Below are 13,437 nucleotides of genomic sequence, written 5' to 3'. Positions count from 1 at the left end.
GCCCATGCCCAGTCAACTGTTGGCCGCCCCCGGCATCCGCATCAGCCTCACCGAGCTGATCGAGATGCGCCACCGGGTGCGCGAAGTCCGTCTGTTTTCCGCCCCCGGCCAGCGCAGCCCGCTGGTCGGCCTGCACCATTCGCGCCTGCGCGGGCGCGGCGTGGATTTCGACCAGGTGCGCGTGTACCAGGCCGGCGACGATGTGCGCAATATCGACTGGCGGGTGACCGCCCGCACCCAGGAGCCGCACACCAAGCTGTTCCATGAGGAACGCGAGCGGCCGATTTTTATCATGGTCGAGCAGAGCCGCCGGCTGTTCTTCGGCTCCGGATTGATGTTCAAGTCGGTGCTCGCCGCGCAAGCCGCCGCGCTGTTCGGCTGGGCGGCCCTGGGGCATAACGACCGCATCGGCGGGTTGGTGTTCGGCGACAACGAACACCACGAGATCAAGCCGCGCCGCAGCAAGCAAAGCCTGCTGCAACTGCTCAACCGCCTGGCCCGGGTCAACCAGTCACTGCACACCGAGGCCACGCCCCAGGGCGATAACCTCGGCACTGCGCTGCGCCGAGCCCGCGAGGTGCTGCGCCCGGGCAGCCTGGCGATCATCCTGTGCGACGAGCGCGCCCTGAATCCCGGCGTGGAACAGCAACTCAGCCTGCTGTCACGGCATTGCGACCTGCTCCTGCTGCCGTTGTCCGACCCGCTCGACCACGCCCTGCCCGCCGCCGGCCTGCTGCGTTTCGCCCAGCGTGGCGCGCAACTGGAGCTGGATACGCTGGACAGCAACCTGCGCCAGAGCTATCGCCAGCAGAGCGAGGCGCGTATCGAGCGCTGGGAAATGCTCGCGCAGAAACTGCGGGTGGTGCTGATGCCCCTGAGCACCCAGAGCGAAATGATCGAGCAACTGCGCGAATACCTCGACCCACAACGGGCAGGCAAGCCGCGATGAACCCTCTGGCGCAATTGCAACCGCTGATCGCCCCGCCGCCCGTCAGCGCCTGGCCACCGGCGCCGGGCTGGTGGGCACTCCTGCTGCTTGTACCGCTGCTCGGCTGGGGCCTCTGGCGCCTGCGTCACTGGCGTCCACGCAAACCCCCGGTGCCTCGCGCCGAACAGCCGCTGGACCCGATCCGCATCGCCGCCCTGGCCGAACTGGCGCAATTGCCCAAGCCCTACGACGGCGCTCCGGCCGGCGCCTGGCTGCAGCAGATCAACGCCCTGCTCAAGCGCCTGTGCCGCAACCATTACCCGGACAGCCACAGCCATACCCTCAATGGCCGCAAATGGCTGGCCTTTCTCGACAACCGCTGCCCCGCCGCCGGCCTGACCCGCTGGATGGTGCTGGTGGAAGGCACCTACAAGCCCGAATGCCGCCTCGACGACAAGGCCATCGCCGGCCTCAACCAGGCGGTCGAAACCTGGATCCGCAAGCATGTTTGAACTGGCCTGGCCGTGGGTCTTCGCCCTCTTGCCGCTGCCCTGGCTGGCGCGCCTGCTGCTGCCGGCGGCGGACAGCGGCGAGCCGGTGCTCAAGGTCAGTTTCCTCGATGAACTGGAAGGCCTGGCCGGCCGCCGCGCGCGCCTGAACCTGCCGACCCTGCGCCAACAGGCGCCGTTCATCCTGGTCTGGCTGCTTCTGCTGTGTGCCGCCGCCCGCCCGCAATGGCTCGGCGAGCCGCTACCGGTGGCCGCCAGCGGCCGCGACCTGCTGGTGGCCGTGGACGTGTCCGGCTCGATGGATTACCCGGACATGAGCTGGGACGGCGAGGACGTCAGCCGCCTGTCGCTGGTCAAGGACCTGCTCGGCGACTTCCTGCAGCAGCGCGAAGGCGACCGCGTCGGCCTGATCCTGTTCGGCAGCCAGGCCTATCTGCAGGCGCCGCTGACCTTCGACCGGCGCACCGTGCGCAACTTCCTCGATGACGCGCAGATCGGCATCGCCGGCAAGAACACCGCCATCGGCGACGCCATCGGCCTGGCGGTCAAGCGCCTGCGTTCGCGCCCGACCGACAGCCGTGTGCTGATCCTGGTCACCGACGGCGCCAACAACGGCGGGCAGATCCACCCGCTGACCGCTGCGCGCCTGGCCGCCCAGGAGAACATCCGCATCTACACCATCGGCATCGGCGCCAGCGCCGAGGAAAGCGGCACCGCCGGGCAGATCGGCCTCAATCCGAGCCTCGACCTCGACGAAGCCTCGCTGCGGGAGATCGCCCAGATCACCCATGGCGAGTATTTCCGTGCCCGCGATGGCGCCGAGCTCAAGGCTATCGGCGACACCCTCGACCTGCTCGAACCGGTGGAACAGCAACCGACCCAGGCGCGCACCGCCGAAGCCTTGTATGCCTGGCCCCTGGCCGCGGCGATGCTGTTGAGCATGGCCCTGGTGATCCGCGAGCGCTGGCCCGACCACCTGCTGCAACGCCTGCTTCAGCGCCTGTTGCGCCGCCCGGACTTCCTCCAGCCGCACCCGGAATGGCGTGAACGGCTGAAGCGCCTGCGTCTGCGGAGGCGTCGATGAGCGAGCTCTGGCCTCATTTCATGCGTCCGCTGTGGCTGCTGGTGCTGCCGGTGCTCGGCTGGCTGCTGTGGAAACTCTGGCACCGGCAGAAGCGCGCCGGACGCTGGCAGATGATCCTGCCGCCGGCCTTCCATGGCGTGTTGCTGGGTGGTGGCAGTGGTCACGACAGCAAGCTGCCGTGGGTCGCCCTCGGGCTGGCCTGGGTGCTTGGCGTGCTGGCACTGGTCGGGCCAAGCTGGGAACGCCTGGAGGAAACCCGCCAGCGCCCGGCTGATCCGCTGGTGATCCTGCTCGAACTGACCCCGGAAATGCTCGCCGAGGACACCCCGCCGACCCGTCTGGAACAGGCCCGGCGCAAGATCCTCGACCTGCTCGAACACCGCCGTGACAGCCAGACCGCCATCGTCGTCTACGCCGGCAGCGCCCACACCCTGGTACCGCTGTCGGACGACCTCGGTACCAGCCGCAACCTGCTGGAGGCGCTGGAGCCGGGGATCATGCCCCAGGCCGGACAACGTGCCGACCTGGCCGTGGGCAAGGCGCTCTCACTGCTCTCCCAAGGCGCTCTGGGCCAGGGCCGGCTACTGCTGATCGCCTCGTCGCTCACCGACGAAGAACGCCAGGGCATCGCCCAGGCCCTAGGCCGCAACGGGCCGCCATTGCTGATGCTCGGCGTCGGCAGCGCCGAGGGCGCACCGGTCAAGCAGGCCAATGGCGAACTGCTCAAGGACGCCGACGGCGCGATCTTCGTTCCGCGCCTCGACAGCAGCAGCCTCAAGCCCTTTATCAGCGACCTCGGCGGCCGCTACCGCCACGCGCGCATCGACGACCTCGACCTGCGCGGCCTGGGTCTGTTCGACAACCCCAAGGCGATGAGCAACGACGGCCAGACCGTGCAACTGGATACCTGGGCCGACCAGGGCTACTGGCTGCTCCTGCCGCTGCTGCTCCTGGCGGCCTGCGCCGGGCGGCGTGGCTGGTTGTTCTGCCTGCCGCTATTGTTCTGTCTGCCGCAGCCGTCCTATGCCTTCGAATTCAGCGAGCTGTGGCGGCGCCCCGACCAGCAGGGCCAGTACCTGCTGGAAAGAAAGCGTCCGGCGGAAGCGGCCAAGCACTTCCAGGACCCGCAATGGAAAGGCTGGGCCCTCTATGAGGCCGGCGACTATGCGGGCGCGGCCCGCCTGTTCGCCCTCGACGACAGCGCCACCGGCCACTACAACCGCGGCAACGCCCTGGCCCGCAGCGGCGAACTGGAAGCGGCGGTGGATGCCTATGAAGAGGCCCTGGAACGCCAGCCCGACCTGCAACCGGCGCTGACCAACAAGGCCCTGGTCGAGCAACTGCTGCAACAGCGCCAGCAGGAACAGACCCCGCCGGCGAAAGAGCCGGAGGAGGAACCGGAACAGCAGAACGGCCAGCAGATGCCGGGCGAAACCAGCGACAATCCGCAACAGAGCAACAACGAGAAGGAAACCGGTCAGCCCGGCGACGAGCCCCAGGAACAGCAGGAACAAGGCGAGGCTCAAGCGCCGCAGAATGCCGCCGGCGATGACGACGAAAGTACCACCCGGCCGCCCCAGCGCCCCACCGGCAGCAACCTCGACGCCGAACAGCGCCAGGCCCTGGAGCAATGGCTGCGGCAGATCCCGGACAACCCCGCGCAACTGCTGCGGCGCAAATTCTGGTACGAACAGCAACAACTTCAGGAAACCCATCGATGAGCCGCGTCTGCGCCTTCGTCTTCTGTCTTATCTTCGCCCTGCAGGCCCAGGCCCGGGAGCTGCACGCCAGTGTCGACCGCAGCCAGCTGAATACCGCGGAAACCCTGGAACTGACCCTTGAGGTCGGCGATGTCACGCAGTTCGGCAAGCCGGACCTGACGCCCCTGCAGGCGGATTTCGAGGTGCGTGGCACGCGCCAGCTCAACAGCCTCAATACCCTCGACGGACAGAACGAAGCCACCACGCGCTGGGTCGTAACCCTCATGCCACGCCGCGCCGGGACCCTGGAAATCCCGTCGCTGAGCCTTGGCGAGCTGCATAGCGAGCCGATCCAGTTGCAGGTCCAGGCCGCCGAGGACACCCCGGTGACCCTGCTCGCCCCGGTATTCATCGAGGCCAGCCTCGACCAGAGCAGCGTCTACGTGCAGGCCCAGGCCGTGCTGACCCTGCGCATCTACCACTCGGTGTCGCTGTACGACGACAGCAGCCTCAGCCCGCTGCAACTGGACGGGGTGAAGATCGAGCCGCTGGGCGAATCGCGCACCTACGAGAAGCTGATCAACGGCATCCGCCATGGCGTGATCGAGATGCGCTATGCCCTGTATCCGCAGCAGAGCGGCGAGGTGAAGGTGCCGTCGCTGACCTTCAGCGCCACCAGCGCGGGCGGCGACAGCGACAGCCCGAATGCCGCCGGCAACAGCCAGGTGCGGGTGATTTCCCGGGAACTGCCGTTGCAGGTCAAGCCGATCCCGGCCAGCTACCCGGCCGGTGCGCCCTGGCTGCCGGCGCGCAACCTGACGCTTGAGGAACACTGGAGCCCGGACCCGGCGCAGACCCCGGTGCAGATCGGCGACTCGCTGACCCGCAGCGTCACGCTCAAGGCCGAGGGGCTGTCCAGCACCCAGTTGACGCCGTTGCCGAGCAGTGAAATCGCCGGCTTGCGGCGTTATCCGGACCAGCCGCAACTGCGCAACCAGATCGACGAACGCGGGCTGGTCGGCAGCCGCGAGGAACGCGAGGCGCTGGTGCCGACCCACAGCGGCAACCTCGAGTTGCCGAGCCTGGAGGTGGTCTGGTGGAACACCCGCGAAGACCATCTGGAACACAGCAGCCTGCCGGCGCGCAGCCTCCAGGTGCAGGACAACCCGGCGCTGACCGCAGAAACGCCAGGTGCGACCTCAGGCCAGGGCAGCCAGCTGTTGTGGCCGTGGCAACTGAGTACGTTGGTTCTGGCGTTGACCACCCTGGCCGGTTTCGCCCTGTGGTGGCGGGCCCGTTCGCAGCCGGCGGTGGCCCGGGTGATTCCGGCGGGGCCGAGTCCGCGGACGCTGCTCGATGATCTGAAGCGGGCGTGCCTGGCCAATGATCCCCAGGCTACGCGCCAGGCCTTGGACGCCTGGGCACGCCAGCAGCCGCAGACCCTGGCGGAGATGGCGGCGCGCTTCGTGCCGCTGTCGGATGCGCTGGATGGGCTGAACAGCGCGCTGTACAGCGAGGCCGGGCAGTATTGGCAAGGTGAGGATCTGTGGAAGGCGATCAGTACCATTCCCGCTGCGGAACTCGCCCAGCCGACCCAAGGCGAGAACGGCAGCCTTCCGCCGCTTTATCCCAAGTAGTTTTCTGTTGTTCTTGAGGGCCCTATCGCTGGCAAGCCAGCTCCCACAGGGTCCGCGGCGCCAGCAATCCCTGTGGAGAGAATGGGAGCCTGCCGATGCTTGTCCCAAATAGTTTTCTGTTGTTCTTGAGGGCCCTATCGCTGGCAAGCCAGCTCCCACAGGGTCCGCGGCGCATGGGATCCCTGTGGGAGCTGGCTTGCCAGCGATAGGGCCCTCAAGAACACCACACATTCAGGTACCATTACCGGTTTTCCATCCTGCCCCCGTCACAGGACTATCCATGCGTCTGTTTCACACCTCCGACTGGCATCTGGGGCAAACCCTGCACGGCCAGGAGCGCGATTTCGAACATGCCTGCTTCCTCGACTGGCTGCTCGGCCAGCTCAAGCTGCGCACCCCCGATGCCCTGCTGATCGCCGGCGATATCTTCGACACCGTGAACCCGCCGGTGAAGGCCCAGGAACAGCTCTACAACTTTATCGTCAAGGCCCACGAGCAACAGCCGGCCCTGACCATCGTGATGATCGCCGGCAACCACGATTCCGGCTCGCGCATCGAACTCCCCGGCCCGCTGATGCGCAGCCTGCGCACCCACGCCCTCGGTCGCGTGCAGTGGCTCGACGAAGGCCAGCTGGACAGCGACCGCCTGCTCGTACCCCTGACCAACGCCAAGGGCAAGGTCGAGGCCTGGTGCCTGGCCCTGCCCTTCCTGCGCCCGGCGGAAGTCACCGGGCCGCACCTGGGCGAGGACTACCTGCGCGGCATCGGCCAGGTTCACGAGAAACTCATCGCCGCCGCCCTCGAGCGCCGCCAGCCGAAACAGGCGCTGGTCGCCATCAGCCACGCCCATATGGCCGGTGGCTCGGTCTCCGAGGACTCCGAGCGCAGCCTGATCATCGGCACCGCCGAAGCCCTGCCCGCCAGCCTGTTCGGCGAAGAAATCGCCTATGTCGCCCTCGGCCACCTGCACAAGCCGCAGAAGGTCAATGGCGAGGAACGCATCCGCTATTGCGGCTCGCCGCTGCCGCTGTCGTTCTCGGAGATCAAGTACCCGCACCAGATCCTCGAAGTGGAGCTCAAGGGCAACAAGCTGGTCAGCGTGGAAAGCCGCAGCGTGCCACGGGCCGTGGCCCTGCAACGGGTCGGCCCGGCGCCCTTGGCCGAGATTCTCGAAAGCCTCACCGAACTGCCGGTGGTCGACCTGCTCGACGACCCGCAGCGCCAGCCGTGGCTGGAAGTCCGCGTGCAACTGGACGAGCCGCAACCCGACCTGCGCCAGCAGCTTGAAGGCGCCCTGCAGGGCAAGGCCGTGCGCCTGGTGCGGATCAGCGCGGAATACGCCGGGCGTATTGGCGCCGATGGCGAGGAAGAAGAGCGCTTGGTGGAACTGGGCCAGCTCAAGCCCCAGGACCTGTTCGCCCGCGCCTGGGAACAGGCCTACGGCAGCGCCGCCGATGACGGCACCCTGGCCGATTTCGCCCTGCTGTTGCAGGAAGTCCAGCAACAGGAGGAACAGCCATGAAGATCCTCGCCATCCGCCTGAAGAACCTCGCCTCCCTGGCCGGGCCCTTCGAGATCGATTTCACCGCCGAACCCCTGGCCAGCGCCGGCCTGTTCGCCATCACCGGGCCGACCGGCGCGGGCAAGAGCACCCTGCTCGATGCCCTGTGCCTGGCCCTGTTCGGCTCGGTGCCGCGCCTGGAAAACATCGGCCGGGAGACCAAGGTCCCGGATGCCGACGGTGAAATTCTCACCAATGACCCGCGCACCCTGCTGCGCCGCGGCACCGGCAGTTGCTTTGCCGAGGTGGATTTCGTCGGTATCGACGGCCGCCGCTACCGCGCCCGCTGGGAAGCCAACCGCGCCCGCGACAAGGCCAACGGCAAGCTGCAAGGCAGCCGCCAGAGCCTGCACGACCTGGACAGCCAGCAACTGCTGAGCAACCAGAGCAAGCGCGAGTACGAGCAACTGATCGAATCGCGCCTGGGCCTCAACTTCGCCCAGTTCACCCGCGCGGTGATGCTGGCCCAGAGCGAGTTCAGCGCCTTCCTCAAGGCCGACGACAAGGAACGCAGCGAGCTGCTGGAAAAGCTCACCAACACGGCGATCTACAGCCAGCTGGGCCGGCGCGCCTTTGCCAAGGCCAAGGAAGCCGACGAAGCGTTGAAAGCCCTGCTCGGCGAAGCCAGCGGCGTGCTGCCAATGAGCGAAGAAGAACGCACGGCCCTCGATCAGCAACTGGTCGAGGCCCAGCAAGGCCTCAAGGCCGGACAGGCCCAGCAGCGCCAGCTCGAACAACAACGCACCTGGCTCAACGAACTGCTGGCCCTGCAAGACCAGCAGAAAGCCGCCGCCGAAGCCCTCGCCAGCGCCCGCCAGGACTGGGAAGGCCTCGCTGCCGAACGCCTGAACCTGACCCGCCTCGAACAACTGGCGCCACAGCGTCACCAGTTCGCCCGCCGTCAGGAAGTGCTCAACCAGCTCACTCCGCTGGCTGCCGCGCTGGAGCAGCAACGCCGCGAACAGGCGGAACTGGGCGAGCGCCAGCAGCGCCTGGAGCAGGAGCTTGGCGGCGCGAAAGAAGCGCTGACACAAGCCCTCGCCGCCCAGAGCGACAGCGCCCCGCACCTGCGCCAGGCCTTCGAGATCCAGCACAACCTGACCCGCCTGGATCAGGACCTGGCCCGCGAACGCGAGCAGAGCCAGCAGGCGCAACAGGCCTTCAACGAAGGTCAGAACCAGCTGAACGCCTTCGTTGAACACCAGCAGCGCCACGAACAGGCGCTCGCCAGCATTGCCGCGCAACTGGAGAGCAGTGCCGGCATGGCCGACCTGGGTGGCGCCTGGCAGATCTACCGCGGCCAGTTGCAGCAGGTGATGCTCACCGCCAACCGCCTCGGCAAGGGCCGCGAAGAACTCCCGGCCCTGCGCCAGACCGCCGAAGCCCGGGCCCAGGAATGCGCGCAGCTGCGCCAGTCCCTCGACCTGCTGTTCCAGGAAAGCGCGGCCGAGCCGCAAGCCCTGGCCGAACAGATCGGCCTGCTCGGCACCCTGCTGCAGGACAACCGCAAGCAGCAACGCGGCTTCGAGGACCTGGCCCGGCTGTGGAGCCGCCAGCAGGAAATCGAACAGCGCCTGAATGCCCTGCGTGAGCGCCAGACCACGGCCCAGCAGGAACGCCAGCAACTGATCGCCGCCGGCATGCAGGGCAAGCAGGAGCTGGAGCAGGCGCAACAGGCCCTGACCCTGACCCGCCAGCTACTGGAACGCCAGCGCCTGGCGCGCAATGCCAGCGTCGAAGAGCTGCGCACGCAATTGCAGGACGACCAGCCCTGCCCGGTCTGCGGCAGCCTTGAACACCCGTATCACCAGCCGGAAGCCCTGCTGGAAAACCTCGCCCGGCATGACGAAAGCGAGGAAGCCGCAGCGCAGAAGGTGGTCAGCGAGCTGACCGAGAAGCTCGACGAACTGCGCTCCCGCCTCGGCGGTGTCAACGGCCAGCTCAAGGAATACCTGCACCAGCAGGAACAACTGAATACCCAGCTCCAGGCCCTGGCCCCGGAACTGGAGGCCCAGGCCTTGTGGCCGCAACTGTCCGAACACGACAACGCCGCCCGCAGCCCGTGGCTGGACCTGCAACTGCGCCGTCTCAACGACGATATCGAGCGCGACCAGCAGCGCCAGCAAACCCTGCTGACCCTGCAACAGGACGCGTCCCGTCTTCAGCAGCAGTTGCAAGACGCCAACGAAGCCCACCGCCAGGCCACCCTGCAACTGAACCAGCAGCAGGACGGCCTGAATGCCGACCAGCAGCGTCTGGACCAGGACCTGGCGCAGTTCGAAACCCTGCTGCCGGCGGACATCTTCGCCGCCCTGCGGGAAACCCCGTCCGAGACCTTCCTCAGCCTCGACCAGCAGCTCAGCGCCCGCCTGCAACTGCTCGACCAGCAGAAGGACGAGCAGCAGGAACTGGCCGAACGCCTCAAGCAGCGCGAGAGCCTCGAAGGCAAGCAGCACGACCGCCAGCAGGCGCTGGAGCAACGCAACCAGCAGTTGGCGGCACTGGAAACCCAGCAACAGCAGGCCCGCGAAGCCCTGACCGCGCTGATCGGCGAGCATGCCGACGCCGATCACTGGCAGCGCGCCCTGGAGCAGGCAGTGGAACAGGCTCGTGCCAGCGAGGCCGGCCTCGGCCAGCAGATGCACGACGCCCGCACCCAGGCCGCCGCGATCGCCAGCGAACTCAAGGCCCGGGAAGAACAGCACCAGGCCCTGGAACAGGAACGCCAGCAACTGGATGCGGCCATCGGCCAATGGCACGAAGCCCATCCGGAGCTGGACGAACAGGGCCTCGACGCCCTGCTGGGCATGGACGACGAACAGGTCGCCCAGCTACGCCAGCGCCTGCAAGCGGCCGAGAAAGCCGTCGAGCAATCCAGCGTGCGGGTCCAGGAGCGTGACGAGCGCCTGCAGCAACACCAGAAGCAGCAGCTCACCGAACAAAGCGCCGAAGACCTGGACCAGGCCCTGCTCGCCAGCCAGCAGCAGCTCGACCAGCAGGAACACCAGTGCGCCGAACTGCGTGCGCAGCAGGCCGAGGACCAGCGCCGCCAGCAGGCCAGCCAGAGCCTCGCCGAACGCATCGCCCAGGCTCGCGCGGAATGGCAGCGCTGGGCGCGGCTGAGCGACCTGATCGGCTCGTCCAGCGGCGACACCTTCCGCAAGATTGCCCAGAGCTACAACCTCGACCTGCTGGTGCATCACGCCAACACCCAACTGCGCCAACTGGTGAAGCGCTATCGTCTGAAACGCGGCGGCAGCCAGCTCGGCCTGCTGGTGCTGGACACCGAGATGGGCGACGAACTGCGCTCGGTGCATTCGCTGTCCGGGGGCGAGACGTTCCTGGTGTCCCTGGCCCTGGCATTGGGCCTGGCGTCGATGGCGTCGAGCACCCTGCGGATCGAATCGCTGTTTATCGACGAAGGCTTCGGCAGCCTCGATCCGGAATCCCTGCAACTGGCCATGGACGCCCTCGACGGCCTGCAGGCCCAGGGGCGCAAGGTCGGGGTGATTTCCCATGTGCAGGAGATGCATGAGCGGATTGGCGTGCAGATCCAGGTGAGACGCCAGGGCAATGGCCTGAGCCACCTGGAGGTGGCGGGATGATCCTCTACTCGTTCCGCCGCTGCCCCTATGCCATGCGTGCGCGGCTGGCCCTGCGCTATGCCGGGGTGCCGGTACGGATCGAGGAAGTCAGCCTGAAGGCCAAGCCGGCGGAAATGCTGGCGCTGTCGCCCAAGGGCACGGTGCCGGTGTTGAGTGTCGAGGGGCGGGTGCTGGAGGAGAGCCTGGACATCATGCGCTGGGCGCTGGCGCAGGATGATCCGCAGGACTGGCTTCTACAGGGTGATCCGCAGATCGATGCGCTGATTGCGCGCAATGACAGCGAGTTCAAGGTTCACCTGAATCACTACAAGTATGCCGAGCGCTATCCGGAGCATTCCCGGGAGCATTATCGGCAGCAGGCGGAGGTGATTCTGGCGGATCTGGAGCGGTTGCTCAGCGAGCAGCCTTACCTGCTCGCCGACCACCCGAGCCTGGCCGATGCCGCCTTGCTGCCGTTTATCCGCCAGTTCGCCGGGGTCGAACCGCAGTGGTTCGCCGAGGCGCCCTATCCAAGGCTAAGGGCCTGGTTGCAGGGCTGGCTGGAATCGGAGCTGTTCAAGGCGATCATGGCCAAGTGATCTTCAGGGCCTCATCGCTGGCAAGCCAGCTCCCACAGGGATCGCATGCACCGCGGACCCTGTGGGAGCTGGCTTGCCAGCGATGAGGCCCTCAAGAGCAACAAAAAATTCAGTGCGAAGCCTTATGATCCAGCGCCGCATAGAAATTGGCACTCTGACGCAGATACTCAGTGGTGTAGCTCGGCGTCGCCGCCTTGCGCTGGTCGAGCTCGACATGGGCATTGGCCGCCTGCACCACGGAAGCGGAAATGGCGGATGCGGCGATTACGGGAAAGAGATTGAAATTCATCGGTCTGGCCTCGAAGTCGTTGAGTTGAGAAGCCGTCTGGCTTGGTTCAAAACTACGCCCCGAGACCCGCCGGGAAAAATTCATTGCAGCACTAACGATTATCGAGCACGTCGATAGTCAGTCGAGGAACTTCAGGTCCGACGGCGCCGGCTGCACGAACTGCTGCACCACCTCACCCAGCCTCCCGCTCGCAGGATCGCGACGGATCACCACGATTTCGTCGCTTTTCTGGTTGGCTACCAGTACGAACCCCTGCTCCGGATCCAGCGCGAATTCACGCGGGTGATCGCCTTCAACGGAACGCCGCTGCACCAGGGTCAGCCCGCCGTCGAGCGGATCGATGGCGAACACCACCAGTTCATTGGCCGTGCCACGATTGCTGACATACAGGAAACGCCCATCTGCCGAGGCATGCAGGGCACCCGCCGCCTTGGCTGCGGGATCCTTGCTGTCGGTCAGCGGCACCGTGGCGCGCAGGGTCAGATGGCCGTCCTGATGATCGAACACCGCCACCTCCGCGCTCATTTCCAGGGTCAGCCAGGCATGCCGGCCATCGGCGCTGAGGAGCAGATGCCGAGGTCCGCTACCGGGCGGAAGATCCACCGCATCGAACGCCTTGAGCGGTTCGGCCTGGTCCGGTTCGTAGCGATAGGCGAAGACCTTGTCCGCGCCCAGATCACTGGCAAACACAAAACGCCCATCCGGTGACGACACCAGCGAATGCACATGTGGCGTGGCCTGACGTTCAGGATTGACCTTGCTCGCGGCATGCCGCACCTGCTGCACCGGCTCGCCAAGACGGCCATCAGCCTGCACCGGCAACACGCTCAGGCTGCCGCCCTCGGTATTGGAACCACCATAGTTGGCGACGAACAGGAAACGCCCGTCCCGGCTCAGGCTGCTATGGGTCGGCTCGGCACCGCCGCTACCGACCTGATTCACCGCCGTAAGCACATGATGGGCATCCAGGCTGAACGCCGAGACCCGCCCCGCCGCTGCCTCGTTCACGGCAAACAGCCGGCGACCATCGGCAGACAAGGTCAGCCACGACGGATTACCCGCCTCCACCACCTGCAACGGCATGGCGTCGATACGGCCCTCGCTGAAGCGGTAGCGGTAGATCCCCTGGCTGGCGCCATCGGTATAGCTGCCTACCAGCAGTTCACGGGCGTGCACGCTCATGCTCATGCCGCTAGCGATCAGCAGGCTCAGCAGCGCCTTCTTCATACTCGTCGTCTTCATCGTCCTCCGGCGCACGCACGGCGCCCATGCACACCAGGCGGTGCTCGCCGCTGTCGCCGACGATCAGCCAGTCCTCGCCTTCGGCACGGGCAGCCTCGACCTGGGCCGCAGTAAAGGTCCAGCGCTTGAGCGCACGGCCATCCATGCACTCGGCGCGCAGGCCGCTGTCGTCATGGACGAAGTCGAAGCAGTGCAGGCCGTCGATCAGCAGCATGTCGCAGGTGTGCAGGGCTTGGGAAAGGGTGGTCATCGGGAAACAGCCATGGTCAGGGGAAAGGCCCGAATGATAGCCCAAATGCAGCGG

At 66.7% G+C, this 13,437-nt stretch carries 11 protein-coding genes; 8 read left to right on the top strand and 3 right to left on the bottom strand.

Annotated features, from left to right (window positions below):
- The first annotated feature begins 4 nt into the window (after positions 1-4).
- The 8 genes from PSEMO_RS16120 to PSEMO_RS16085 all read left to right on the top strand — a co-directional run bounded on the left by PSEMO_RS16120 (position 5) and on the right by PSEMO_RS16085 (position 11,602).
- Positions 5-949 carry a DUF58 domain-containing protein gene (locus tag PSEMO_RS16120; RefSeq protein WP_075803969.1) on the top strand — a complete coding sequence of 315 codons (945 nt, stop codon included), beginning with the start codon at positions 5-7 and terminating at the stop codon, positions 947-949.
- Positions 946-1,440 carry a DUF4381 domain-containing protein gene (locus PSEMO_RS16115; protein ID WP_075803968.1) on the top strand — a complete coding sequence of 165 codons (495 nt, stop codon included), beginning with the start codon at positions 946-948 and terminating at the stop codon, positions 1,438-1,440. The genes PSEMO_RS16120 and PSEMO_RS16115 overlap by 4 nt, the downstream gene beginning before the upstream one ends.
- Complete coding sequence (locus PSEMO_RS16110; protein WP_075803967.1) at positions 1,433-2,521, top strand: vWA domain-containing protein; 1,089 nt, start codon at positions 1,433-1,435, stop codon at positions 2,519-2,521. Before PSEMO_RS16115 ends, PSEMO_RS16110 begins: the two co-directional genes overlap by 8 nt.
- Positions 2,518-4,242: a tetratricopeptide repeat protein gene (locus PSEMO_RS16105; protein WP_075803966.1), complete on the top strand. Its 1,725-nt coding sequence runs from the start codon at positions 2,518-2,520 to the stop codon at positions 4,240-4,242. The genes PSEMO_RS16110 and PSEMO_RS16105 overlap by 4 nt, the downstream gene beginning before the upstream one ends.
- On the top strand, positions 4,239-5,858 hold the full coding sequence (locus tag PSEMO_RS16100) for a BatD family protein (RefSeq protein WP_075803965.1): 1,620 nt from the start codon (positions 4,239-4,241) through the stop codon (positions 5,856-5,858). The genes PSEMO_RS16105 and PSEMO_RS16100 overlap by 4 nt, the downstream gene beginning before the upstream one ends.
- Positions 5,859-6,138: 280 nt before the next feature.
- A complete protein-coding gene (locus tag PSEMO_RS16095) occupies positions 6,139-7,380 on the top strand; it encodes an exonuclease SbcCD subunit D C-terminal domain-containing protein (protein ID WP_075803964.1) in 1,242 nt (413 codons plus the stop codon).
- On the top strand, positions 7,377-11,024 hold the full coding sequence (locus tag PSEMO_RS16090) for an SbcC/MukB-like Walker B domain-containing protein (RefSeq protein ID WP_075803963.1): 3,648 nt from the start codon (positions 7,377-7,379) through the stop codon (positions 11,022-11,024). Before PSEMO_RS16095 ends, PSEMO_RS16090 begins: the two co-directional genes overlap by 4 nt.
- Positions 11,021-11,602, top strand: coding sequence for a glutathione S-transferase (locus PSEMO_RS16085; protein ID WP_075803962.1), 582 nt, complete (start codon positions 11,021-11,023; stop codon positions 11,600-11,602). Before PSEMO_RS16090 ends, PSEMO_RS16085 begins: the two co-directional genes overlap by 4 nt.
- A gap of 109 nt (positions 11,603-11,711) precedes the next feature.
- On the opposite strand, the gene PSEMO_RS16080 is transcribed toward PSEMO_RS16085, so the two are convergent.
- The 3 genes from PSEMO_RS16080 to PSEMO_RS16070 all read right to left on the bottom strand — a co-directional run bounded on the left by PSEMO_RS16080 (position 11,712) and on the right by PSEMO_RS16070 (position 13,383).
- Positions 11,712-11,891, bottom strand: coding sequence for a hypothetical protein (locus tag PSEMO_RS16080; RefSeq protein WP_075803961.1), 180 nt, complete (start codon positions 11,889-11,891; stop codon positions 11,712-11,714).
- A 117-nt stretch (positions 11,892-12,008) separates the two neighbouring features.
- Positions 12,009-13,118, bottom strand: coding sequence for a lactonase family protein (locus PSEMO_RS16075; protein ID WP_075803960.1), 1,110 nt, complete (start codon positions 13,116-13,118; stop codon positions 12,009-12,011).
- Positions 13,084-13,383, bottom strand: coding sequence for a DUF5629 family protein (locus tag PSEMO_RS16070; RefSeq protein ID WP_075803959.1), 300 nt, complete (start codon positions 13,381-13,383; stop codon positions 13,084-13,086). Before PSEMO_RS16070 ends, PSEMO_RS16075 begins: the two co-directional genes overlap by 35 nt.
- Positions 13,384-13,437: the final 54 nt, after the last annotated feature.

The sequence above is a fragment of the Pseudomonas putida genome (assembly GCF_001941965.1).
GTDB lineage: Bacteria > Pseudomonadota > Gammaproteobacteria > Pseudomonadales > Pseudomonadaceae > Aquipseudomonas > Aquipseudomonas putida_L.
The sequence above is the reverse complement of the archived record's forward strand: the minus strand, read 5'-3'. Positions and strand labels throughout refer to the sequence as shown.